Genomic DNA, 24,726 nt, shown 5'->3' on the forward strand with positions numbered 1-24,726 from the left:
AGGTTCCCTGAAAATCGCTGTGCGAATCAGGATCAGGGTGCCGTTGCCGTCTGGACCACTGGCAGCGTCGCCGCCGAGGCGCCCGATGCCGGTGTCGAACCCGTCGGCGTACCGGCGGGGCCTTCATCCTGCCACGGCGGCGGCAGGGTCCACAGCGTCAGCGCATCCGGCAGCCGCCTGTTCTGGTAGAACCGCGCCAGGTCTGCTTTCATCTTAGGCCGTGCGACGTCGTCCAGATAGATCATGTGCCCGCCCGGGAAGAAATTGACCTGCAGATCCGCGTTCAGCCCCGGCACCGTCTGCAACCGCGCGAGTTGCTTCTCGGTGGTGAAGAACGGGGTCGCCAGATCGTGGAAGCCGTTTTCCGACAGCACCTTCAACTGCGGATTCAGCGTCAGCGCACCGAGCAGATCGGGGATCGTGTCCGGCAACGGCTGTCCGGCATGCGAGAAGTCCCATACGTTGATGATGGCGTCGTTCAACGGCACGTAGGTCGCATTCGGCGCGGTGTAGCCGAGGTAATCGGGCATCTGCGTCGCGAGCGCGTTCGTGAACGGCTGCGAAATCAGGATGTCCGACGGATCGCCATCGCTCTGCAGCCGCGGGTCCGAATTCGGCAACGACACACGTCCGTCGTAGCGACCGATCGTAAAGCCCGGCTTGAGCGTCGTGCCGTACGGAACCTGCGTGGTGCTCTGGCCGAAGTAGTCCTGCAGCGCCTGTATCGACAGGCTCGACGGGATCTGCCACTGCACGAGCGTCGCGTTGCTGGGGTAGACAGGCGTGCCCAGCGCAGTGGGTATGCCGAGCTGGGTCAGCACCCAGGTTTGCGAATACTTCTGGAACTGGTTGTAGAAGACACTCGCAAACACTTCCTCCTGAAGCGCGAGCAACCCCTGACTGAGCGGCGCCGGCGACACCTGGTCGTAGTACGCCGCCACCTCCGCGTAACCGGGGTAATAACCCGCCAGCGTATCGGTCTGAAGCAGCAGTCCCAGCGTATTTTGCGTGATCGCCACGGCCTCGACCGCATCGTCGAAGTAGTTGAGGATCGACGACTGCAGCGTGATGCCCGTCAGATGCACGCCGGCGGACTCGAGCGCGAGCGCGAGCATGTCGGTGCGCGGCGTGCCGTACGATTCGCCGTACAGATAGATCGGCGAGCTGTTGCGGTTGTTGACGTTCAGATAGCGCTCCACGAAGTCGCGCATGATGTTGACGTCAGCATCGCTGCCCCAGTACTTCTGGTTCGTATTCGGCAGGATCGCTTCGGAAAGACCGGTGCCCGGCGGGTCGATGAAGACCAGGTCGGTCGTATCGATCAGGCTTTCCTTGTTGTCGATCAGCGGATAGTTCGGCCAGTTGTTGCCGAACAGGGGATCGGGCGTCGCGACGCGGGTCGGCGCGAACGAGCCGAGACGCAGCCAGATCGACGACGAGCCGGGGCCGCCGTTATAGACGAACGTCACAGGACGCGGCTTGCCGTTGCTGCTGGGCGCCGTGTACGCGACATAGGACATCGACGCTTCCGGGTTGCCGTTCAGGTCCTGCGCGGTCAGGTGACCCGTGGTGGTCGTGTAGTTGACTTTCGTCTTGCCGGACCACGTGTAGTGCATGACCGCAGCCTTTTCCGAGACCTGCGACACCGCGAGGCCATCTCCCGCATTCGGTGAATACGCGACGGGGTCGACGTACGGCTGGTTCTTGGCCGATGCCTGATTCTGGTTCGGGCTCTGCTGCTGCGCGTCGTTCGCGACCTGCTTCAGACTCGACGCGCTCGCGGACGGCGAGCCGTTGTCTCCGCCGCAGCCCGCCAGCGCGAGTATCCCGACTGTCATTGCACTCAATACGGCTAGCCGGCCGTGACGCACACGGCGATAGCCCGCACAGCTCCTGTCTGGTTTCATCTCTGTCCCTGGTGATAGGTTGGATACGCTTCACAAAGGCCGCTTCCGCCGGGCCGGCACACGACAAACCGGACGACTGGCGCCGTACTGGCGGGAACGCAGTGGTCGTTGCGACCCGGGCGGATCGCAACGTCGTCGTTCAATAGCGGGAATTCACCTGCTTGTCTATTTCGCCTGAATGGCCTATTGAACTGGTAAAGGCACGCTTATTCCTCCGCCTCGTTGACTGAAGGGATTTTCTAATTTCTGCCGCATAGAAAAAATAGTTTGTAAGGAGATAGCTTGTCAAGGCTGGTTATTTTGCAGCGCAAGAGCGTGTTATGCCAACGTCTTGAATCTGTATTAATCTAGAAAGGGAGCGATACGGGGTTCCGGTGCTCGCGAAGTCGTCGCAACTTCGTACGGGAGTGGCCTGCAGGGCCGGTGTGCGCCACGGCGACTGGTTGAATGAACGTTCGGGTACATTTTCCGTTTCCGCCCGATTCTTTCAGATTCATTAAATCGCTATGTTTCTTCAAGCTGGTAAAACCAATATACGAAAATCTGCCTTCATCCTCTTGTCGAGAATTTGATATTTATTGAGCATCGATCCGGTTAACCCTCTCTCCATTTCGTTCCGAAATGCGACGCACATAAATCGCTTATATCGCCGCCAATCGAAAAGACAATGAAAATCCGTGGCAGCGACTATAAAGCCAATGAGCGGAATTTACCGAAAATGGAATGACGCACGCTCGCTCAGGCAAAAATTGCAGATTGCGGGCGGGCCGGATGCGCGGCACGGGCGACCTCATAACGAGGTCGTTGTTGTACGGGTTGTACTGAAGCGAAACGGCCCGATCAGACCGAAGGATGATCGCCGAGCCACGTGTTGATGGCGTCGAGCGCGAGCGTCGCGTTGTCCTCACGGCCCTGGGCGACGGCGTCGTTCATATCGGGAGCGCCGTTGATGTCGCGAAAGATCGACCACTTCCATTCGAGGCCGCTCACCGTCTGCGTGCGGCTCGGCCCCGGCTGCAGCATGCAGAACCAGGAACCGTGTTTGGCGTATAGCGTATCGAACCGGCCAATCGTGAATTGCATGAAGCGCTCCTCGGGTGGGGTGGCCGCCGTGTGAGCGGCGGCGTTCTGCCGAGGATTGTAGCGGCGCAGCCGCGGTGCGGCTACGGCACGAATCGCACTACGCGAACGCACGCATGCAATACGCACGCAACGTGCCGCGCCCGCGCCGCGCTACCTGCGCGAAATCAGCATGCCGATCAGCACCCCGACGCCGAGCGCGACGCCCGCGGTCGTCCACGGCTTGTCGTGCACATAGCCGTCTGCCGCACGCGCGGTCTTGCGGCCTTTCTCGACGACGATCACCTGCGCGTCCGCGGCCTTCTCCCTGACGCTGTCTTTCGCGCGCTTCAGACGGGTCCGTATCTTCCCGACCGTCTTTTCGGCATCGAGCGCATCGAGGCCGGATGCGTGCGCGGCGTCCGCCAATGCCGTACCGGGATCGCCTGCTGCATTGCTGGATATGGACATGCTGGCTCCTTGCCGTGTGATTAAACCGGTCGATGCGTGGCGCATGCCACGCGCTGCGTGCGACATCGCGCGTTCAGATCTTGCCCTGACTCTGACTCTGGCTTTGCGTCTGGGTCTGCTGCACGGTGATCTCGACGTCGAGCGTCTCGGCACTCTGCCCGATCCGGATGCCGGAGACCGGCATCGCATCGCGGTAGTCGAAGCCGGTGGCAATCCGCACATAGCGGTCGTCCGGACAGCGATTGTTCGCCGCATCGAAGCCGACCCAGCCGAGACCGTCCAGATACGCCTCCGCCCATGCGTGGCTCGCCGCCTGATCGTCGACGCCTTCTATCAGCAGATAGCCCGACACGTAGCGCGCCGGCACCCGCAGGACGCGCGCGACCGCGATCAGCACGTGTGCGTGGTCCTGGCACACGCCGTGGCCCTCGCTTAGCGCGGTCTCCGCATCGGTGCCGACACCGGTCGAGCCGGGCTCGAACGCGACGCGTTCGTGGATGGTCTGCATCAGCTCGTGCAGCATCTGGAGCTGCGCGGCCGACGCACTTACCTGCGCGGCGAGCGCCTTCACCGCGTCGCCGGCCTGCGTGAGCGGCGTTTCGCGCTCGAAGATCCACGGCGGCGCGATGCCGTCGGTCATCCCGTAGACGCCGGCGCGGTCGACGGTCTCGACGGTGCCCGCCGCAACGATGACGATCTCGCGCGTGTTGCGCTGGTGGCGCACGAAATCGATACGGTTGCCGTGGCCGTCGGTATAGGACAACGCGGGTTCGACGTCGTCGACGGTCACCCGCCAGTCGATGACCGTCTGTCCGGGCCCGCTCTGCGGACGCAGCCGCAGCCGCTGCAGCGCGTACGGCACGGGTTGATCGTACTGGTAACGCGAGAGATGGCGAATGGCAATACGCATGACCGGCTCAATCGAAGTTGTAGGTCTCGGCGATTTCAAAGCCGAGACGGTGGTTCTGCGCGATGAACGCGGTCAGGAATTCGTGCAGCCCGCCCGCGAAGATTCTCTTCACGGAGTTGTCGGTGAGCGTGGCGAGCGTCGTCGCGGCCGTCTGCTGGCACGGATGCGTGACGCCGTAGTCTTCCGCGAGAAAGCCGAGGTTCTGCACGATGTTCACGTAGCAGAAGTTCAGCGAGCGCGGCATCCGCCCGTTGAGGATCAGGTAGTCGGCGATGTTGGTGGGCTTGTACTGCACGTCGTAGACCCAGCGATACGAGCGGTGCGCGTCGACCGAGCGCAGGATCGATTCCCACTGGTAGTTGTCGAGCGTCGTGCCGACGTATGAAATGGCCGGCAGCAGCAGGTGATACTTGACGTCGAGAATCCGCGCGGTGTTGTCCGCGCGCTCGATGAACGTGCCGATGCGCGAGAAATTGAAGATCTCGTTACGCAGCATCGTGCCGTGGAACGTGCCGCGAATCAGTGCGGCCTCGCGCTTGATGCGGTCGAGCACCGCCGGCAATTCGGCTGAGCGCACTGGCGCGGCGAGTTCGCGACGGATCACCATCCACGCTTCGTTGACGCTTTCCCACGCTTCGCGCGTAAGCGCGGTGCGCACCATCCGCGCGTCCGAACGCGCGGCCTCGATGCTCGACAGTACGCTCGACGGATTGTCCGTGTCGCGCAGCAGATAGTCGGACACCGTGTCGGCCGTGTAGGTATCGTGCTTCGCGCGAAAGCCCTCTTCCGCGCCCGAGGTCACCACCACCGACGACCACGTCGCGGCCGCGTCGGACGTTCTGGTCAACGCCATGCGCAAACCGGCGTCGACCACACGGGCGATGTTTTCCGCCCGCTCGATATAGCGGTGCATCCAGTAGAGCCCGCTTGCTGTGCGACCAAGAAGCATGTGCCGCTCCAGTTCTGTTTCTGTTTGATCGTTGTATGCGTTGCTGCGGCCGGCTGGATCAACCGGATCAGTCGGCGAGCACCCAGGTGTCCTTGGTGCCACCGCCCTGACTCGAATTGACGACCAGCGACCCTTCCTTCAGCGCGACGCGCGTCAGGCCACCCGGCGTGATGCGGATTCGGTCCGACATCAGCACGAATGGCCGCAGGTCGACGTGTCGCGGCGCGAGGCCTTTCTCGGTGAGGATCGGGGTGGTCGACAGCGCGAGCGTGGGCTGCGCGATGTAGTTGTTCGGACGCGTCTTCAGCTTCGCGGCGAATTCCTCCTGCTCCTGCTTCGACGACGCGGGCCCGACCAGCATCCCGTAGCCGCCCGAACCGTGTACTTCCTTCACGACCAGTTCGTCGAGATGCTCGAGCACGTACTTGAGGCTCTGCGGTTCGGAGCAGCGCCACGTGGGGACGTTTTCGAGGATCGACTGGCGGCCCGTGTAGAACTCGACGATCTCCGGCATGTACGAGTAGATGGCCTTGTCGTCGGCGATGCCGGTACCGGGCGCATTCGCGATCGTGATGTTGCCCGCGCGATAGACGTCCATGATGCCGGGCACGCCCAGAACGGAGTCAGGACGGAACGTGAGCGGATCGAGAAACGCGTCGTCGAGGCGGCGGTACAGCACGTCGATCGCGCGGAAGCCTTCGGTCGTGCGCATCGCGACGTGGCCGTCGACCACCTGCAGGTCGCTGCCCTCGACGAGATGCACGCCCATCTGGTCCGCGAGAAACGCGTGCTCGTAGTACGCGGAATTGTGAATGCCGGGCGTCAGCACCGCGATGGTCGGATTCTCCGCGTTGCCGCCCGGCGGACACACGGCCGCGAGCGATTGCCGCAGCAACTGCGGATAGACTTCGACCGGCCGCACCTTCACGCGCTGGAACAGCTCGGGGAACAGCTGCATCATCGTCTCGCGGTTCTCCAGCATGTACGAGACGCCCGACGGCGTGCGTGCGTTGTCCTCGAGTACGTAGAACTGGTTCTCGGCGGTGCGCACGATATCGACGCCGATGATGTGCGTATAGACGTTACCCGGCGGACGAAAGCCGATCATCTCCGGCAGGAACGCCTCGTTCTGCGTGATCAGTTCCCTGGGCACGCGCCCCGCCCGGACGATCTCCTGACGATGATAGATGTCGTCGAGAAACGCATTCAGCGCCATCACGCGCTGTTCGATGCCCTGCGACAGCCGCGTCCATTCCGCACTGGAAATAATCCGCGGGATGATGTCGAACGGGATCAGCCGTTCGGCCGCTTCCTGCTGGCCGTACACCGCGAACGTAATGCCGGTCTTGCGGAACACGCTTTCCGCGTCCGTCGCTTTCTGCGCGAGATTCGCGGGATCCTGCGTATCGAGCCATTGCTTGAGCAGCTCATAGGGCGCGCGAACGCCGTCTCCGGACGTCAGCATCTCATCGAATGGCTTCACTGCTGTCCTCCGTGGATCCTGTCTATACGTGTGGCTTTTTGTCGTGCTAGTGCGGATCGTTGTCGTACACGCTCTGTGTCAGCGTAACCGACGGAATTGTCGGCTTCAATAGCGTTCGTGCGCGACCCCGTACACCATACCATCCAGCGACCAGCAGCAGCGCCACTATCGGAGTCGATGCGACGGTCCATGTGCCGTTCGGATAGTCGAAGGCCATCAGCACCAGCACCCCCACCAGGAACGCGAGCGTGAGCCACGACGTGACGGGCGCACCGGGCATCCGGAACGTGACAGGCTCCGCTTCGCCGCGTGCCACCGCGCGCCGGAACTGCATCTGGCAGACGATGATGAAACCCCACGTGCTGAGAATACCCAACGACGCGATGTTCAGCACAATCTCGAAAACACTCGACGGCACGAGGTAGTTCAGCAAGACGCCGAAGACGTAGATCGCGACGGTCACGAGAATGCCCGCGTAGGGAACCGATTGTGCGCTCATCCGGCCGAGGAACGCCGGCGCCGAGCCGCCCATCGACAGCGCGCGCAGCACGCGGCCGGTCGAATAGAGACCGGAGTTCAGACTGGAGAGTGCCGCCGACAGCACGACGATGTTCATCACCGAGCCGACGCCCGGCACGCCGAGTGCGCCGAAGAACGTGACGAACGGGCTTTGTCCCGCGCGGTACGCGCTCCACGGCAGCAGGCAGACCAGCAGCACGACCGCGCCCACATAGAACAGCGCGATCCGCCAGATCACGCTGTTGATCGCGCGCGGCAGCACCTTGCGCGCGTCCTTGCATTCGCCGGCCGCCGTACCGACCAGTTCGACGCCCGCGAACGCGAACACCACGCCCTGCACCAGCACGAGCGCGGGCAGCAACCCGTGTGGGAACAGCCCGCCGTTCTCGCTGATCAGATGCACGCCCGTCGTATTGCCCGCCACATGCATGCCGGTGCCGAGAATGACCGTGCCGATCACGAGGAACAGCGAGATCGCCGCGACCTTGATCAGCGCGAACCAGAACTCCATCTCGGCGAACCACTTCACGCCGATCAGGTTCATCGCCGCGACGATGCACAGCGCGATCAGCGCGAACACCCACTGCGGCACCGCGAGGAAAGCGCCCCAGTAGTGCATGTAGAGCGCGACCGCGGTGATGTCGACGATGCCGGTCATCGCCCAGTTCAGGAAGTACATCCAGCCCGCGACGAACGACGCCTTCTCGCCGAGAAACTCGCGCGCGTACGACACAAAGCTGCCGCTGCTCGGCCGGTGCATCACGAGTTCGCCGAGCGCGCGCAGGATCAGGAACGAGAACACGCCGCACGCGAGATAGACGAGCGCGAGCGACGGCCCCGCGATCTGCAGCCGCGCACCGGCACCGAGAAAGAGCCCGGTGCCGATCGCGCCGCCGATCGCGATCATCTGAACCTGACGGTTGCCCAACGTCTTGTGATAGCCGGATTCGTGCGACTCGAGCCAGCTCTTTTTGTCGATCTCACCACTGGGAACGGCGGACGCAGGGGATTGCGGGATATCGGGAGTAGCCATGTCAGTTCATCCTTGCACTTGAGCGCTTGACTTCAAAAACTGAGCGGAGATACCGTAAGGACGCGTACGCGCGTGCAGGTCATCGCGGATATGCGGATACGCGGACACATCATTTCACTCGACCGGTCAGGAGAGACACGCCCCGACACGATGGCATTCACCCTCCATGCGAGGCAACCACACCAGCAACGAGAAAGCGAGCACCAGGAACGATCGGCAGGATCGCCAGGAATCTGGCGCGGTGGCCGCTTCAACGTGACGAGGGCATTCAGGCATACGGTATGTAGCCCAATTTATCGGGGCAATGCCCATGCGTTTTTCGACTAACGGCTAGCCAAAAACGCATCTGTCCTGAAAACGCATCACGGCGGCCGACGCCACCGGCATCGCACCGGTGGCCGATGTGGACGACCCAATACGAGTGACAGCTATGGAAGCGAAGTGGTTGGAAGACTTTCTCAGTCTCTCGGATACGAAGAGTTTTTCGCGTGCGGCGCGCAGCCGCCATCTCACGCAGTCCGCATTCAGTAGACGAATCGTCGCGCTCGAAACGTGGATGGGCACCCGGCTCATCGACCGCAGCGTGAATCCGGTCGCCTTGACGCCCGCGGGACGCATGTTCCGCAGCCTCGCGGCCGACATCCTGCGCAGCATGCATGCGGCGCGCAGCCTCGTCGGCGGCTACGAGCAGTTCGCCGAGAACGATCACGTCGTGCACTTCGCGGTCGCGCACACGCTGGTCTTCACGCTGTTTCCCGACTGGCTGAAACGCCTCACCGACCACCTCGGCAACGTGATGGCACGGGTGCAGGCGGTCAACGTGCCCGAGGGCGTACAGCAGCTGGTCGCGGGCGACTGCGATCTGCTGATCGGCTATCACCATCCGCAGTTGCCGGTCGCGCTCGACCCCAATCACTTTCCGTTCATGACGCTCGGCGTCGAGCGCATCCTGCCGGTGTCCGCGGCGGGCAGCGACGGACGTCCGCTCTTCGAACTACCCGGCAGAAGCGGTCGACCGCTGCCGCTGCTCGCGTATTCGTCGGGTGCGTTTCTCGGCAACGTGGTGGAGATGCTGCTGATGAACGCAGCCGAACCGTACGCGCTGTACCGCTGCTTCGAGACACACATGTCGGAGGCGCTGAAGGGAATGGTACTGGCCGGCCATGGGATCGGCTGGTTGCCCGAGAGCTGTATCGCGAAGGAACTGGCCGACGGGCATCTGGTGCGCGCGGGCTCGGACGTATGGTCGACCGATCTCGAAATACGGTTGTATCGTCCGGTCAAGCAGCGCGGTCAGGCGGCCGAGCGGCTGTGGGCTTATGTGAGTAATCAGTCGGTGGAGGCTACAGTTGCCGCTGAGCCTGTGCCGGAACTCGTGGTGCCGCGGTAGAAGCGCCAGGTGTGCCAGGCTCGCGCGCTATCCGATGCGCGAAGCCGGAAATCGGTGAATCGGTGAATCGGTGACCGCGATAAAACGATTTCGTCTTTTTCATCGCGGCATCTTGACCAACGACCTCGCCAATATGAAAAAGCTGACGGCGCCGCATCATAGGTTCCCCTTGACGTTCCAGATCGTCATCCTAATATTTCGCATGTAATTATTAGAAAGCAGAGGCGCACCAAAGCGCCAGGGGAAGTGATGTGCTCCGTGCTCTCCGCCGGTGGCCGCATCGATCATCCACCATTCTTAAAAGAAGGTAGCCCTCCCCAGCACCGGAGCGTATTTCACGCAACGCACGCTCCGTGAAGCGGTCTCATCGACGAATTCCTTTCCCATTGCTTCCTGGCAAGGCGTTGCCGCGTCACAAGATGGGGAAGCGTCATGCAATTCCGTATGCGTCGCAGAAGTCTGTTCTGAAACCTGGCCTGAAACCTGGCATATGTCGCGGCACTAGCTCGCCTGATTATGAGTGTGCTTGCCGATGCCCTGCTGCAATGCAAATGCGGCGATATGCCATTGACAAAAAAGGACAAAAGATGAAAACAGATCGTTACGCAAATGTAATAAATGCTCGTCAAATACTTCGAAGGCTTATATGCACTGCGGTGCCAACGCTGACGCTGGCCGTTGGCGTTGGCGGGATTTTTCTTGCCTCGGCTTCGGCCGCGACCGTTCCGCCCGACCAGCCCTACGTGGATAACACCGCTTATGCATTCGGCGCTACCGATGGCCTGGCAGCACAGGCCGTGAACGAGAATACCGCGGTGGCTCATCACGAGTTGACTTACACCGCAAACCACCGGAAGGTCGAGTACACGACCACGACCGGACATCTGACCGCCATGGACGCCAATGGCAACCCTGAAGCGTCGATGTTCTACGTTGCCTATATCGCGAAGAACCGAGGACCGTTCCCGCGTCCGGTTACTTTTTTCTACAACGGCGGTCCTGGATCTTCGTCGATCTGGCTGCGGCTCGGTTCGTTTGCACCGAGCCGGGTAGCCACGCCCGATCCGTACACCACCGGCTGGCCTAATTTTCCGCTGGTGGATAACCAGGAAAGCCTGATCGATACCACCGACATGGTATTCATCGATCCTCCGGGCACAGGATTTTCTGAAGCTGTATTGCCCAACACCAATAAGAGTTTCTGGGGCGTCGATCAGGATGCCGGCGTAATGCGGGATTTCATCCTGCGTTATCTGGCAGTCAATCCGCGGCCTGATTCTCCGATATATCTGTACGGAGAATCGTATGGCACACCGCGTACCGATGTGCTGGCACCCTTGCTGCAACAAGCGGGGGTGAAGCTAACCGGGATTGTCTTGCAGTCATGCATTCTGGACTATAACGACCAGTACCCGAGCGCCTCGGATTTGCAGCGCGCCACCGACTACACGGTATCGCTGTTGCCGGGCTACGCGGAAGTGGCTGCATTCTTCGGACTGGTGACGCCGCCTCCGCCGTTTGGCTTGCAGGTGACGCCGCCACTGCCGTGGTTACGCAGCTTCGCCAAGATGATGCGCGAGTTCTCGACCCGGGACTATTCGCAATTCCTGCCGTACGGCCCGACCTTCCTTGGCCTGGCTAATCCGCCGGTATTTCCGACGCCGGCTGTGTATACGCAACTGTCGGCGGAGAGCACGGTCAACGTCAGCGCATTGAGCGCTTATCTGGGACCGAATCCACTCAATACCGCGCTGATTCCCGGCTACACCATCGGCGGTTACGACGGCCGCGTTTCCGCGGCGAACAACAGCCCGATCATAGCCAGCGATTCCGATCCATCCGATGCGTTGTTGTCCACGCCGTTCCCGCTGATTCTGAACCAGCAGTTGCCCGACTATCTGAAATACACCGCGCCGAATGCCACCTATGTGACGTTGAGCGATACCGCCAACGGGAACTGGGATTTCAGCCATGGCGGTCTGTCGGAGCCGGACACGATTCCCGACCTGCTGGCCGCGCTGACGCTCAACCCGCATCTCAAGGTGCTGGTTGAAAACGGCTACCACGATCTGGTCACGCCATTCTTCATGACCGAAAAGGATCTGGGACGGCTCAAGAGCGTGAAGGGTATCCGGCCGGATATCCAGGTCACGCACTATGCCGGCGGTCATATGATCTATCTGGAAGACACCTCGCGGCCGCACATGAAAGCCGATCTGGTGAGTTACTACTACGGCTTCCCGATCGAGGGTGCGATGAAATTCAGGCAATTACCGCAACCGTGGTCCGATCAGCCACCGGCCGGTACGCCTTAGGCGTTTGTTGCTATTCGCAGAACCAGCGTCAATGGCGCTGGATCGACCATGATCAAGAAAGGCGTTAAGGAAATACCATGAAAAGTACACTTTATGCGATGGCATTTGCCCTGTGTGCAATGGCCGGCGTGGCGCAAGCCAGCGATATCGGCGCGGCTCCCGCGGGCCGCGTCGTGAGGCACGTGGATGGGCCGTTCTTTCCTGCCACGAGGCCGACCACAGCGGCGCCGGTAGCATCGACTGGCGATGCGCTGCAGGCGCAGGCTATGACGCGTCTAAAAACCAGCTTCGATGCGGCCGATGTGACAAAGAGTGGTTCGTTGACGCAGCAACAGGCGCAGAAGAACAGATTGGGTTATATCGCCAACAACTTTAGCCAGATCGACGTCAACAAGACCGGTAAGGTGACCTTCGACGATGTGAAGCGTTATCTGCAATCGCAGCCGTAGTCGATTGACTCCCTGCACGGGAGTCAATCATGGAAAAGCGCAGCCGATGCATCGGGCTGCGCTTTTTTAGTTGTCGCTGGCTGCGACCGACACTGCCGCCTACGGGATATCGAGTGCCGGTCGAGCGTGCGCTTTCGCAAATATCAGGCGTCGCGTTGCGAACCGGCGGTGTCGGCAGGAGCGTCGACTTCGCTGTGTGCGATCGACGTTGCGGTGGGTACTTCACCTGCTGCATCAGCGGTCGCGGTCGTCTCAGTGGCGACAACCTCAACGGCGGCAACCTCGGTGGCAGCAACCGGAGCGGCAACTTCCGCCTTCTTCGCCGCCGGCTTCGCGCTACGCCCTTTCTTCAACGCCAGCGCGCGCACCGCGTCGGAGCGCGTCACTTCCCCTGCCTCGTTGCCTTCCAGATCGACCCGCTTCGCGCCTTCGACCATGCACGCCCAGTAGCGGCTGCCGCGGCACCACGTACGCAGCGCGTCGCGTAGCCCCGCCTCGTCGACGCCCAGCACTTTCGCGTGCGTCAGCAGATCCTCAAAGACGCCGACCTTCAGCGGCACCTTCGGCGCCGGGTTCTTCGGGAACGCGAGCGGGAAACGCTTCTGCAGCCGTGCGAAAGTCTGCACCACCGGATCGACCGGTTTCGCTTTTGCGGCATGCGCGGCGGCAGACGCGGCCGCGTTCGCAGGCGCGTTTCTGGCCGCTGCATCAGCAGCCCCGTTCGTAGCCCCCTTCGCAGCCCCCGGCGCGGCCGGAGACGCCGACGCCGGGCGCGCGGGACGCGCCGGCCGGGACTTTTTCGGCGCCTGCTGCGCCCGCTGTTGCTCCGCCTGTTTCTTGAGTTGCGCTTTCAGCGCGGCCAGTTGTTCGAAGCCCATGACGCCTGCCAAATCGATAAAAGCCTCGATTGTACCTGCGGCGCCGGTCGATTCGCTCGCGGCGAACACCGCTCAGCCAGCTGGCATTGCCTCAAGCCGGTTTGCCGAATCCTGCAGCCCGCCGAGAATACGGTCAGCCACCTTCTGCGGAAACCCGCGCGGCAACGTCGCCGCGACCTGCGCGACCACACCTGGCGTCGCGCCGATCAGTCGCTGGATCACCGGCTCGGCGGTCGGGCCGTAGTGGCAGAGCGGCGCCATTGCGTTGAAGTGGCGGCGCGTGACGTTGCGCATCAGGTAGTGCCGGTTCTTGCCCGTGACGGCCATCGCGAGCTTCGCCTTGTGCCACGACCACTGGTTCGCAGCGGCGCCTTCGACCGGCCAGATCGACATCACGTCGTAAAGCGGCGTCATCCGGAAGCGGCCGCCCGGCCGCAGGTGGATGCTGAAATTTTTCGCGTGGCCGTCCGGCGCCGCGAGCATCCAGAAGAGCAGTTGCGCGGCCAGCAGCCTCTCGAGATCGTCGGCCGCATGCGTGGATTGGCGCAGGATCGCCGCGATTTCGCGCACGCCCGGGCCGCCATCCGCTTCGTACTTGCGATGCGGCGCGATGCCGAGCGCCTGGCAGAAATCCTCCTGCGGCAGCCGCAGCAGACGCTGCGCACGCGGATGCTTCACCCGGTCGAAGCGCGTCACCGACAGCACCTTCTGCGAGCCGAACGTGAGAATTTCGCTGTCGGGCACCGGCAAGCCGTACGCGCGCAGGATCGCGAGACACAGCCATTCGTTCTCGACCGACGTGCTGAGATCGGCCCGCTTGTTGCCGACAAGGCCGAGCGGCAGCTTCAGGATGTGCGTCGTCGGCGTGGCGCCGTGCGGACGCATCCAGCGGCCGCGATGGCGCAGCAGCGCGGTCTTCTCCTGCGCGCCGGCGATCGAAATGCGAAAGTCGTCGTCGTCCGCGGCGCCGATCGACGGGCCCGTGGTGTCGAGCAGCAGCCGCTCGATGTCGTCGTCGGAAAGCCGCGTGCCGTCGATCCGGTCGACGCCCACCGGCGCCTCGTCTTCTTCGAGCAGTTGCACCGCGCCCACGCAATCGCGGCCGATGGCGCGCAGCAGATCGAACGCCTCGATGGTATCGGTCCGGAAACGCGCGGCGAGCCGGCGACGGATCGCCTGGCTGTCGGGCAGCAGATTGTCGAAGTAATTGCGCACGCGGTCGCCCTTCAGTGGCGTGTCGCCGATCCCGAACGGCAGCGACAGCGACAGCGGCCGCCCTTCGGGCGAGCGCTTCCACGTAGGCTCGTAGTGCAGTTCCATGTCGCCGCGCGTCGGCATGTGCCACGTGCCGACGCGCTGGCCGTTGGCCCAGATCGACAGTGCGCGGGAGCGGGAGGCGCGGCCCATCGTCACCACTCCGCCTGTGCGTGGTCCGCCACTGCATCGCCCTTCGACTGCACGCACAGTTCGAGGCCGTACAGCGCGGTCAGCGCGAGCATCTGGTTCAGCGTGATCGTCTCGGTAGCCGTGGTCTCGAGCAGCGACAGCCGCGGCTGCCCGATGCCGACCCGCGACGCGGCTTCCGCCTGCGTCATGCCCTTCGCCTTCCTGGCCGACGACAGGATTTCTGCCAGTTGGGCCGGCGTACTCATGACAAGTTTCATGGCGAATATTCCCATGGAGAATATCCACACTATATTCCTGTCAGGAATAATATTCAAATATTCCTATAGAGAATATTTTACGTTTATGCTCTACACGAATAATACCGGACGCAGACACACCGCATAGCGACGCCCCGTCCACACTCAACCGTCGCGGAAAATAAAGCTATACGCGCTGAGCGCCGGCACGCCACCGAGATGCGCATACAGTACGCGCGAGCCCGGCGGGAATTCGCCGCGCCGCACCTTGTCGATCATCCCGTGCATCGACTTGCCTTCGTAAACCGGGTCGGTCAGCATGCCTTCGTGCCGCGCACACAGCCGGATCGCTTCGAGCGTCCCTTCGTTCGGCAGGCCGTATTCGGGTCCGCCATAACGCACGTCGAGCACGACGTCTTCAGCCGCGATGTCGCGACCGAGATCGACCTGCTCCGCGGTATTGCGTGCAATTCGCAGAATCTGCGCATGCGTCTGCTCCGGTTTCGCCGATGCGTCGATACCGATCACGCGATCGGCGCGTCCATCAGCGGCGAATCCCACGACCATCCCCGCCTGCGTGCTGCCCGTCACCGAGCACACGACGATGTAATCGAAGCGAAACCCCAGTTCCGCCTCCTGCTGCCGCACCTCTTCCGCGAAGCCGACGAAACCCAGGCCGCCGAGCGGATGATCCGAGCAGCCGGCCGGAATCGCATACGGCTTGCCACCCGCATCGCGCACACTTTGCAGCGCGTCCTCCCAGCTGCGGCGAAACCCGATGTCGAAACCGTCGGGCACGAGACGCACGTCGGCGCCCATCATCCGCGACATCTGGATGTTGCCGACCCGGTCGTACACCGCATCGTAGTAGTTGACCCAGTTCTCCTGCACCAGCACGCACTTCATCCCGAGGTGCGCGGCGACCGCGGCAACCTGGCGCGTCTGGTTCGACTGGATGCCGCCGATCGACACCAGCGTGTCGCAACCCTGCGCCAGCGCCTCGGGAATCAGATATTCGAGCTTGCGGGTCTTGTTGCCGCCAAACGCGAGACCGCTATTGCAGTCTTCGCGCTTCGCGTAGAGCTCCACTTTGCCGCCAAGGTGTTCGGACAGCCGGCGCAGCGGCTGGATCGGCGTCGGGCCGAAAGTCAGCGGATAGCGGGGAAAGCGTTTCAGGTTCATGGAGGACCTCGGTTCGTCGATGGACGCGGGACGGGACATGGAACGGGGCCGTCGTTGCGGTTGATACATGGTAGGAAATTACAGGCAAAATGAGCTTGCGAATTCGGCATTCAGTACCGAATATCCACTTTCACATCGGCTTTTTGACTTTCCTAAATTTTTCAGGACCGTTCATGAACGCAACAAAATTTCGCCGCGTGCCTGACCGTACCGCGCATACCGAACGGGCCCCGACGCCGCTCGACCGGATCGACCGCGCGATCCTGAAGCAGCTGCAGCAGGACGCATCGATCTCGAACGTGAGCCTCGCCGCGCGCGTGAAGCTGAGCGCTCCGGCCTGCCTGCGGCGCGTCGAACGATTGAAGGAAGCCGGACTGATCCGCCGCGTCGTCGCGCTGCTCGATCCCGAGGGACTGGGCGCGGGGATGGCGGTCGTGATCGGTTTCGTGCTCGACCGGTCGACGCCGGAGTCGTTTGCCGCGTTCGAAAAAGCGGCGCGCAAGGTCGTCGGGTGCATGGAGTGCCATGTCGTGACCGGCGAATTCGATTACTTCATGCTGATCCGCACGCGCGACAGCGACAGCTTCAATCGGCTGCACGCGGAGCAACTGCTGTATCTGCCCGGCGTGCGGCAGATCCGCAGCTTCATGGTGCTCAAGGAAATTATGTCGACGACGGAGATCCCGCTGTCGTGAGTGGCACCGAGCCGGCGTACCTCATGGCTCCTGCGGTACGATGCGAGACAGGATCACGTGCGCGGAAACGCGGAGAGTCCGCTGGCAATGGTCAGCGTGACAGCGTGTCCGATGCCAAACGTAAGGCTACTGCAGAAAATATGATCATCGTCAGGCTCACGCTCGCTGTCCTCCTGCTGTTCGCGATACTTGCCATCGAGGTCGGCGCAGCCCAGGTGCTGAACATCATTGGCACGCGTGCGTCACAACGCAGACGAAGACGAAAAACCTGACACGCGTCGACGGAACATGAAAGCAGGCGTCAGCAACGGTGAAGTCCGGCGCATCGCACCGGACCTCGCCACGCGAACCGCACGTCACATCATGCGGCCCGCGCGCACTTCACCCGAACGTCACCCGAGCGTCACCATTACTCGGTCTTCTGGCGCAGCTTGAACTGCCCCTGGAACCGGATCGTCGGACGTTGCGGCTGCACCTGGTCGGCGGACTGCACCTGCGGCGTAGCCTTGAACTGCTGACGCATCACGGCGAGCGCAGCCGGGTTGATCGAACCGATGCTCGTCGCCCGCGACGGCGCGGCGAGACCCGACTTCACGAGCAGCGCGGCTTCCATCTGCAGGCTGGTCAGCAGCACCGGGTCCTGCAATGCGCTGCCCTGGGCCAGCAACTGGCTCCACGCGTTGTCGCCGTAGTTCGTCACGTAGTAGTCGAGCCCGGTCGGGTCGGCCAGCACCGCGGAACAGCCGTCGAGCCGCACCTGCATCTGCGTGTCCTTCATCGCGATCGTCTTGCGGTTCGTGAGACCGTTGCCGTATGCGAGCGTCAGCGGAATGGTCCACTGTGTACCCGGATACTGGTTCTGGTTCGGATACGGCGACTGCTTCAGCGTCACGACGGTCTGGTTCTTCGTCAGGTCGCATTGGGTATCGAGCGACACCAGCGGTACGCCGGTCTGACGCACGAAGCTGTCGCCGATCGGACCGATCGACTGGCCGCTCGCCGTCGACAGTTCGTCCCACAGACGCTTCGGCGTACCGTTGCCCAACTGGTAGTCGGCCAGATACTGTTGCAGCCCCTTACGCAGCACATCTTCGCCGAGATAGTTCTCGAGCATCTTCAGCACGTGACCGCCCTTGTCGTACGTGAACGCGCTCGCGCTCAGCACGAAATCGTTCGACGCCCACGCGTTGAAATTCGGCTGCACCGGGAACGACGTCGACTTCAGGTCCGCCGAGATCACCGCGTACTTGTTGCGTACTTCGTTGACCCAGTTGAAGCGGTCCGGGAAGAAACGGATCTTGGTCTTGGTCTCGAAGAACGTCGCGAACGACTCGTTGAGCCACACGTCGTCCCACCAGTCGAGCGTCACGAGATCGCCGAACCACTGGTGCGACGCTTCGTGCGTCAGAACCACGAGGCCGTAGTCGGACATCGGCGTGCCGGGCGGTGGCAGGATGTCGTCGGCAAACTCGAGAATCGCCCCCCAGTTCTCCATGCCGCCAAAGTTCAGATCCTTCTGCGCCTTGAACGCATCGTTCGCCGCGATCGTATCGAACTTCTTCAGCGGCAACGGGATGCCGGTATAGCGGTAGTAGTAGTCGAGCGCCTGCTTCGTTTCCTGCATCGCGGGCTTCGCCCAGTCCTTCATGCCGGGCGGCGTGAAGAAGCGCAGATGCAGACCCTTGCCGTCGGGCAGCGGGCTCGTGAAGTCGTCCTCGAGCACGTCGAACTGACCGCCGCCGAAGAACAGCAGATACGACGGCATCGGCGGTGTCTTTTCGAACGACACCAGCTTGTAGCCGCTATCGACGTTCACCGCCGGCAACTCCGCCGCGTTCGACACGACACGCCAGTTCTGCGGCACTTCCGCGCTGACCTCGTAGGTCGGACGGAACGCGGGCTCGTCCCAGCCCGGGAACCATTGCCGCGCGAGATCGCTTTCGCCCTGCGTGAGGATCGCGCCGCTGGTGGTACCGTCGGTCGACTTCAGGTCGACGCGGAACACGCCTTCGGCGGCCGAGCAGCCTGGGTAGTGATCGTCGCCGCAACTGCCGCCGGTCTTCGCGACCGGGTCGTCATAGGTCTTGAAGTTGATGATCCCGGACCACTCCATATGCAGCGAATACGTGCCCGCTGCGATCTGCCCGCTGACCGGTCGCAGCTGGTAGTGGTCGCCGTCGTCCTGCGGCGTCGCGATCAGCTGCACGTTGCCCGGCTGCAGCGTCGTCTTGCCGTTGACGAACTTGACCCGGTGTCCGGCGATCACGATCGCGTTGACCGGTTTGAGCACCTTGATCTCGACGTCCGCGCGGCCGTCGAACGAAGACAGCGCCGGATTCGGACGGAACCAGAGCTTGTAGTTGAGCGGCGTCACCGTGTCGGGCAACTCGACCGGCGAAACCGTCTTGTTGATCGTCGGATTGGCGACGGCCGGTGCGGCCGGCGGCACGACCGCGGCTTCGGACGCGGGCACGGATGGGCCCGTCTGGGTCTTGTTCGAAATCGACTGCGGGCTGTCTCCGCCGCCGCACCCGTTCAACACCAGTATCCCGGCTAATGCCAGGCACTGTATCTGCAATCGGAAATTTATACGCATTTTGATCCTCAACCGGCAAAATGACTGGAAAATGTGCGGTTATAACCTCGTTATTGATGGATTCACTTTTCGCGAAGCGAATGGTCTCCCACGCGAGTAACCGGAGTTCTCGACAAACGGACGTGCATTACCCTCAGCGCGATTAGCTGATTCTTTGCATGCTCATTCCCTGGTTAGAAAAACAGTTTGAAGGAAGCCATTCTGGCGCGGCTTCGTCTTCGCAGAATTCGCCATGCACCCGGGCGGTCTGATTGCCTTTGCTGGAAAGATATTCAGACCGGCGGGCTGTCGGCGATGGAAGGAAGATTAATTTGGCAAACGATACCGTGTCAACTTGCTTTCAAAAAATTTCTTCCCGGAAGGTAGTTGAAAACAATTATTGAGGATTAGCTTGTTGACACGCATTGACACAACAATTAATCGGTGGATTCGCGATTAACCTGTATTAATGGTTTCTCCGCATTGCAGCAGAATAAAAATGCCGTGCTTTAATCTCGATGAATCGATCGAATATCAAGATACAGATGGAAGAATATGAGAAGGGATATCGGCGGCCACGCTTACGCGGTCGCCGCCCGCCGATCACGACGACGTCAACGCTGAGCGATGAAACGCGGCCGCTGTCTGGCAGCGAGTCGAAGGGGTGCAAGCCGCGCTGATATCGGCGAGGGGTACGCCGCTATGGCGGCCACCTAGCGGCCACCGCGAGCGTCACACCGCGTCAGTCGAGCACTGCCGCCTGCTCGTAGTCATCCGTAGCCGGCGCACCGACCAGTTCCGCTTTCGTGTGCACGAGGCTGAAGCGCTCGGCGGGCGGCGTGCCGTTCAGATGGAAATTGCCGACTGCGGTCTCGCGCTGGATCGCCGGATTGTGCGACGCGATCACGCGCGCGTTGCGCCAGTGACGATCGAGTCGCAGCGCTTCGCTCGTCGCCGATGCGCCGCCCACTTCGAACACCAGCGTCGCTGCCTCTAGCACCTGCTCGATCACGATCTGCTGCGCCTGGTACGCTTCGACGTCGAGCGCGATGTAGGTGTCGGTCGTCGCGCGGCCGGCGAGCCGGTCTTGCCATGCCCTTTCGAGCGCAGCAGACACCGCGCTGACGAGACTCTCCGCCGAATACACGAGGCTCGCGAGACGCCCCACCACGCGATGCACGAGCGGGTTGTCGCGCGGACTCGAACGGCCCGCCACGCCGAACGTGCGCGTTCGACCGCGCACGAACGTGACGCCGTCGCGCAGCACCGCACGCGCGATGCCCGCGAGCGTCGCCAGATGCACGGTCTGATAGAACGCGGTCAGCGACGTATTGCGACGTGGCTCGGAGCCCTTGTAGCGCACGAGAATCTGATCGTCGGGCACGTGGACTGCATCGAAGCGCGTCGTGCCGCTTGCGGTCAGGCGCTGGCCGAAGCCGTCCCAGTCGTCGAGACGCGTGACGCCCGGTGCATCGCCGCGCACCAGCACGCGTACATCGTCGTCGCCATCGTGCGACGCCACGTCGATCCAGTCCGCGTACAGCGTGCCGGTGCTGTAGTACTTCTCGCCGTTCAACGTCCAGCCGTCGCCGTTCGTGTTGCGCGACAGCGTGACCGTGTTGTGCGTTGCGCCCGTGCGCTCCGAGATCGCTGCGCCGACCGTCTCGCCTGCGGCGATCCGCGTGAGCCAGCGTTCGCGCAGCGCTTCGTCCTCGCTTTCGAGCCGCGATTCGATAAAGCCGAAATTCACGCGCAGGATCTGCGGCAAGTTCGAATCCGCTTCGGCGAGCCGCGTCAGCAAGCGGAAAAACTGCGGCAGCGTCGCACCCAGGCCGCCGTAGCGGCGCGGCACGCGCAGCGCGGGGAAACCAGCTTCCTTCAGCCAGTGCACGGGGTCGTACGCCAGTTCGCGGCGCTGTTCGCGGTCGATGTTGCCCGCGGCAATGCGTTCGAACACGGGCGCAAAGCGGGCATCGAGTTCGGCGTCGTTGGCGGGCGCTTCCGTGTCCCGAAACGGGACCGGGATCGTCGTCATGGTGCTCTCCGGTAGGTCTGCAACGAGCCAGAATAGATTTCGGGTGTGGTCGCAGGCAACCAAGAAAAGGCGATAACGATATGCAGGGATACGTGCACGTCGTGGCTTTCGCGTTGCAGACATGAACTGCTCAATGCGCCGGCGGCGTCCAGATCCGAATATCAGTCGCCTTCAGCGTCGCCGGAATCAACCCGGCCGCATGATACGTATCGGCGATCCGCTGCTGGTCGCCGAGCTGGTCGCGCCGCACCGGCACGATCGCATAGCTGCGCCGACGGTTCGCGAGTTCGACGGTCGGCGCCGGCAGGTTGCCCCACACCGGCGCGAGAATCTGCGCGGCTTCCTGCGGATGCGCCTTCACCCATTTACCGGTTTCGTTCAGTTCGTCGAACACGACACGCAGCACGTCCGGATGACGCTCCGCGAACGATGTCGTCGCCGTATAGAAACGGTTGTACTGCGCGAGCCCGTCCGAGCCGTCGGCGACCACGCGCACGTGCGCTTCGCGCTGCTGCGCGGCAAGGAACGGATCCCAGATCACCCACGCATCGACGTTGCCGCCGCGAAACGCGGCGAGCGCGTCGGGTGCTTCGAGGTAACGGACCTGGATGTCGTTGATCGTCAGGCCCGCCTTCGCGAGCGCAGCCAGCAGCAGGAAATTGCAGCCCGAGCCTTTCGATACGGCGACGCGTTTGCCCTTCAAATCAGCGACCATATGGATCGGCGAGTCGGGCGGCACGATGATCGCCTGCGCGGACGGCGCCGATGTTTCCTCCGCGTAATACGTGAGCGGCGCGTTGGCGGCTTGCGTGAACAGCGCGAACGCATCGGCGACGTCCGCGTGCAGATCGACGCTCCCCGCGTTCAGTGATTGCAGCAGGCCCGTCGAGAACTCGTGCCAGCTGACGTCGTAGCCAAGCGCGCCGAGCTTCTTCTCCAGCTCGCCGGTACGCTTGAGCAGGAGAAACAGCGTCGACGAACGCTGGTAGCTGATCGACACGGTCTCACGCGCCTCCGCGGCACGCGGTGCGAGGAGCGCGCAGGTCAATGCACCGGCAAGTGCTAGCCCCGCAGAAAAGGTTCGCAGACGAAAGAGTCGGAAAAGGAAGGCACGCATTGATCGGAATCCGGTTAACCAGGGAACCGACCAATATATAAACAATGCGGCATCCGCCAAATGCCGATTTCATCGATCGATATCGACAGAAGTTGGAACATCTGCTCGAGCAGACAGGCATCATGATCGTCCGACTATTCAACGGTTATTCGCGGAGCGTTTTTTTCATGTCGACCTTCCCTGCCCGCTTCGGCATCTGGGCACTCGTTCACGGCAGCCGCGCGGCGTTGCAGGATCCCGACGAACCGTACGACGCATCGTGGACGCGCAACCGCGCGCTCGTGCTCGAAGCGGAGCGCCTCGGCTACGACTCGGTGCTGGTCGCGCAACACACGATCAATCCGCACGATCCGAACCTCGATCAACTCGAAGCGTGGACCGCATCAGCCGCACTCGCCGCGTTAACGTCGCGCATCGAGATCATCGCGGCGATCAAGCCGTACCTGTACCACCCTGTCGTGCTCGCGAAGATGGCGCAGCAGATCGAGCACATCAGCGGCGGCCGCTTCGCGCTGAATCTCGTCAATGCGTGGAATCGTCCGGAACTGGAGCGCGCGGGCATTGGCTTCGCGGAGCACGACGCGCGCTATGCGTACGGACGCGAATGGATCACTGTGGTCGATTCGCTGCTGCGCGGCGAACGCACGCGCCTCGATGGAGAGCATTTTCAAATCGACGACTACCAGCTGCGGCCGACCGATCCGTTCCGCGCGCGGCCACGCATTTACGTAGGCGGCGAATCGGAGCCGGCGCGCGCGCTCGTCGCCGATGCGGGCGACGTGTGGTTCATCAACGGCCAGCCGCTCGACGACGTCGCCGCGCTGATCGCCGACGTGTCACGCCGCCCGCGCCCCGATGGCGCAGCGCCGCTGCGCTTCGGGCTGTCGGCGTTCGCGATTGCGCGCGAATCGGATGCGCTCGCCGCCGATCATCTCGCGCATCTGTTTGCCCTCGCCGCAAAGGATGCGCCGCTGCGCGCGCAGCAGAAAGCGAATATCGATCCGAAGGCCGTGATGTTCCAGACGTTCGCGCAGACGCCGCGCGTCGGTTCGAACGGCGGCACGGCGGCGGGACTCGTCGGTAGCTACGACGCGGTCGCGCAGCGAATCGTCGCGTTTCGCCGCGCGGGCATCGAGCTTTTCATGCTGCAGTTTCAACCGTTCGAAGCGGACATGAGACGCTTCGCCGAAGAAGTGATGCCACGCGTGCGGGCGCTCGAAGCGGCATCATAATGCGTTCAGGGCGCGGTGACTCCGTTCACCCCGATCTTCGCAACGGCGCTCGACTGCAGCCCCCACTTCACGACGATCGCACGATACGTGCCGTTCGCGACCAGCCGGTTCAGCGCGCCGAGCACCGCGTCGCGCAGCTTTGGATTGGTCTTCGCGAACGCGATCCCTTCCGGCGAACTCGCGAACGGCTCGCCGATCGGTTTGTACGTGTTCGGTTCGAGCTTCATCGCATACGGCAGCGTCTCGCTGCCCTGTACGCCCGCCGCGATGCGTGACTGTTTCAGCTGCATCCTCGCGGCCGACGTGTCTTCGGTGCCGGTCACGGTGATCGCCGGCTTGCCGGCTGCGACGCAATGCTGCGCACTCCACGCGGCGACGTCCGAAGGAAACGACGTGCTGCGGCTCGTACCGACCGCCTTGCCGCACAGATCGACCGCGTCGCGGATCTCACCCGCACGCGACGCAAGAATGTAGAACTGCGCGCCCGAATTCAGGTAATCGAGAAAGTCGACACTGTCGCGACGCTTCGGCACGTCGCTCAGGCCGCTCAGGATCATGTCGACGCGCCCGGTCGCGAGCGACGGCAGTAACTGCTCGAAGGCCGATTCCTGCCAGTCGAGCTTCACGCCGAGTTCCTTCGCGATCGCATTGCCGAGATCGATGTCGAAGCCAGCCAGCTCGCCGCTATCCGGGTCCTTGTACTCCATCGGCGGGTAGATCGAATTGACCGCGACCTTGATCGTTTTCGACTTCGCAATCGCATCGGGCAACGCCTGCGCATGCGCGGCACCGATGCCGTACAGCATCGACAGACAGAGTGCCACCAGGCCGGAAGCGGTGCGCAGCGGGGAAAAATTCATCGATGACATCCTTAGAAAAGTAAG

21 protein-coding genes are annotated in these 24,726 nt (G+C 62.6%); 6 read left to right on the forward strand and 15 right to left on the reverse strand.

Annotated elements, in window-relative coordinates:
* Nucleotides 1–32 precede the first annotated feature (32 nt).
* From ACREXZ_RS03580 to ansP, 7 genes are all read right to left on the reverse strand, one after another.
* Nucleotides 33–1,907 carry a S10 family serine carboxypeptidase-like protein gene (locus tag ACREXZ_RS03580; protein WP_431762655.1) on the reverse strand — a complete coding sequence of 625 codons (1,875 nt, stop codon included), beginning with the start codon at nt 1,905–1,907 and terminating at the stop codon, nt 33–35.
* A gap of 840 nt (nt 1,908–2,747) precedes the next feature.
* Nucleotides 2,748–2,990, reverse strand: a complete 243-nt coding sequence (locus tag ACREXZ_RS03585) for a hypothetical protein (protein ID WP_431762656.1) — start codon at nt 2,988–2,990, stop codon at nt 2,748–2,750.
* Between the two features lie 150 nt (nt 2,991–3,140).
* Nucleotides 3,141–3,437, reverse strand: a complete 297-nt coding sequence (locus ACREXZ_RS03590) for a DUF883 family protein (protein WP_431762657.1) — start codon at nt 3,435–3,437, stop codon at nt 3,141–3,143.
* Nucleotides 3,438–3,510: 73 nt separating this feature from the next.
* Nucleotides 3,511–4,347, reverse strand: coding sequence for a transglutaminase family protein (locus tag ACREXZ_RS03595; RefSeq protein WP_431762658.1), 837 nt, complete (start codon nt 4,345–4,347; stop codon nt 3,511–3,513).
* Between the two features lie 7 nt (nt 4,348–4,354).
* Nucleotides 4,355–5,296, reverse strand: a complete 942-nt coding sequence (locus ACREXZ_RS03600) for an alpha-E domain-containing protein (RefSeq protein ID WP_431762659.1) — start codon at nt 5,294–5,296, stop codon at nt 4,355–4,357.
* Between the two features lie 67 nt (nt 5,297–5,363).
* Complete coding sequence (locus tag ACREXZ_RS03605) at nt 5,364–6,761, reverse strand: circularly permuted type 2 ATP-grasp protein (RefSeq protein ID WP_431762963.1); 1,398 nt, start codon at nt 6,759–6,761, stop codon at nt 5,364–5,366.
* Between the two features lie 64 nt (nt 6,762–6,825).
* Entirely contained in the window at nt 6,826–8,331 is a 1,506-nt protein-coding gene (gene ansP, locus ACREXZ_RS03610) for an L-asparagine permease (protein WP_431762660.1), read from the reverse strand.
* Nucleotides 8,332–8,761: 430 nt separating this feature from the next.
* Here ansP and ACREXZ_RS03615 point away from each other — a divergent pair, with 430 nt between their 5' ends.
* The 3 genes from ACREXZ_RS03615 (at nt 8,762) to ACREXZ_RS03625 (ending at nt 12,485) form a co-directional block, all read left to right on the forward strand.
* Nucleotides 8,762–9,721, forward strand: a complete 960-nt coding sequence (locus ACREXZ_RS03615; RefSeq protein ID WP_431762661.1) for a LysR substrate-binding domain-containing protein — start codon at nt 8,762–8,764, stop codon at nt 9,719–9,721.
* A gap of 587 nt (nt 9,722–10,308) precedes the next feature.
* On the forward strand, nt 10,309–12,036 hold the full coding sequence (locus ACREXZ_RS03620; protein WP_431762662.1) for a S10 family serine carboxypeptidase-like protein: 1,728 nt from the start codon (nt 10,309–10,311) through the stop codon (nt 12,034–12,036).
* Nucleotides 12,037–12,113: 77 nt separating this feature from the next.
* Nucleotides 12,114–12,485 (forward strand): hypothetical protein, encoded by a 372-nt coding sequence (locus ACREXZ_RS03625; RefSeq protein WP_431762663.1) that lies wholly within the window; start codon nt 12,114–12,116, stop codon nt 12,483–12,485.
* Nucleotides 12,486–12,628: 143 nt separating this feature from the next.
* Here the strand turns inward: ACREXZ_RS03625 and ACREXZ_RS03630 are convergent, their stop codons facing one another.
* The 4 genes from ACREXZ_RS03630 to ACREXZ_RS03645 form a co-directional block, all read right to left on the reverse strand.
* Complete coding sequence (locus tag ACREXZ_RS03630) at nt 12,629–13,363, reverse strand: ProQ/FinO family protein (protein WP_431762664.1); 735 nt, start codon at nt 13,361–13,363, stop codon at nt 12,629–12,631.
* A 72-nt stretch (nt 13,364–13,435) separates the two neighbouring features.
* Nucleotides 13,436–14,770: a type II toxin-antitoxin system HipA family toxin gene (locus ACREXZ_RS03635; RefSeq protein WP_431762665.1), complete on the reverse strand. Its 1,335-nt coding sequence runs from the start codon at nt 14,768–14,770 to the stop codon at nt 13,436–13,438.
* A gap of 2 nt (nt 14,771–14,772) precedes the next feature.
* The gene (locus ACREXZ_RS03640; protein WP_431762666.1) at nt 14,773–15,027 is read right to left on the reverse strand and encodes an XRE family transcriptional regulator; all 255 of its coding nucleotides are present in this window, start codon (nt 15,025–15,027) and stop codon (nt 14,773–14,775) included.
* A 144-nt stretch (nt 15,028–15,171) separates the two neighbouring features.
* Entirely contained in the window at nt 15,172–16,188 is a 1,017-nt protein-coding gene (locus ACREXZ_RS03645) for a 1-aminocyclopropane-1-carboxylate deaminase (RefSeq protein WP_431762667.1), read from the reverse strand.
* Nucleotides 16,189–16,361: 173 nt separating this feature from the next.
* Here ACREXZ_RS03645 and ACREXZ_RS03650 point away from each other — a divergent pair, with 173 nt between their 5' ends.
* The gene (locus ACREXZ_RS03650; protein ID WP_431762668.1) at nt 16,362–16,883 is read left to right on the forward strand and encodes an Lrp/AsnC family transcriptional regulator; all 522 of its coding nucleotides are present in this window, start codon (nt 16,362–16,364) and stop codon (nt 16,881–16,883) included.
* A gap of 104 nt (nt 16,884–16,987) precedes the next feature.
* Nucleotides 16,988–17,155: a hypothetical protein gene (locus ACREXZ_RS03655; RefSeq protein WP_431762669.1), complete on the forward strand. Its 168-nt coding sequence runs from the start codon at nt 16,988–16,990 to the stop codon at nt 17,153–17,155.
* A gap of 137 nt (nt 17,156–17,292) precedes the next feature.
* On the opposite strand, the gene ACREXZ_RS03660 is transcribed toward ACREXZ_RS03655, so the two are convergent.
* From ACREXZ_RS03660 to ACREXZ_RS03670, 3 genes are all read right to left on the reverse strand, one after another.
* Nucleotides 17,293–19,479 (reverse strand): M1 family metallopeptidase, encoded by a 2,187-nt coding sequence (locus ACREXZ_RS03660; protein WP_431762670.1) that lies wholly within the window; start codon nt 19,477–19,479, stop codon nt 17,293–17,295.
* 721 nt (nt 19,480–20,200) lie between these two features.
* On the reverse strand, nt 20,201–21,493 hold the full coding sequence (locus ACREXZ_RS03665) for an acyl-CoA dehydrogenase family protein (RefSeq protein WP_431762671.1): 1,293 nt from the start codon (nt 21,491–21,493) through the stop codon (nt 20,201–20,203).
* A 130-nt stretch (nt 21,494–21,623) separates the two neighbouring features.
* Nucleotides 21,624–22,493, reverse strand: a complete 870-nt coding sequence (locus ACREXZ_RS03670) for an aliphatic sulfonate ABC transporter substrate-binding protein (protein WP_431762672.1) — start codon at nt 22,491–22,493, stop codon at nt 21,624–21,626.
* 284 nt (nt 22,494–22,777) lie between these two features.
* Between ACREXZ_RS03670 and ACREXZ_RS03675 the strand changes: the two genes are divergently transcribed.
* Nucleotides 22,778–23,842: an LLM class flavin-dependent oxidoreductase gene (locus ACREXZ_RS03675; protein WP_431762673.1), complete on the forward strand. Its 1,065-nt coding sequence runs from the start codon at nt 22,778–22,780 to the stop codon at nt 23,840–23,842.
* A gap of 5 nt (nt 23,843–23,847) precedes the next feature.
* Here the strand turns inward: ACREXZ_RS03675 and ACREXZ_RS03680 are convergent, their stop codons facing one another.
* Entirely contained in the window at nt 23,848–24,702 is an 855-nt protein-coding gene (locus ACREXZ_RS03680; RefSeq protein ID WP_431762674.1) for an ABC transporter substrate-binding protein, read from the reverse strand.
* Between the last annotated feature and the right edge of the window lie 24 nt (nt 24,703–24,726).

The organism is Paraburkholderia sp. (genome assembly GCF_050742655.1).
Lineage (GTDB): Bacteria > Pseudomonadota > Gammaproteobacteria > Burkholderiales > Burkholderiaceae > Paraburkholderia.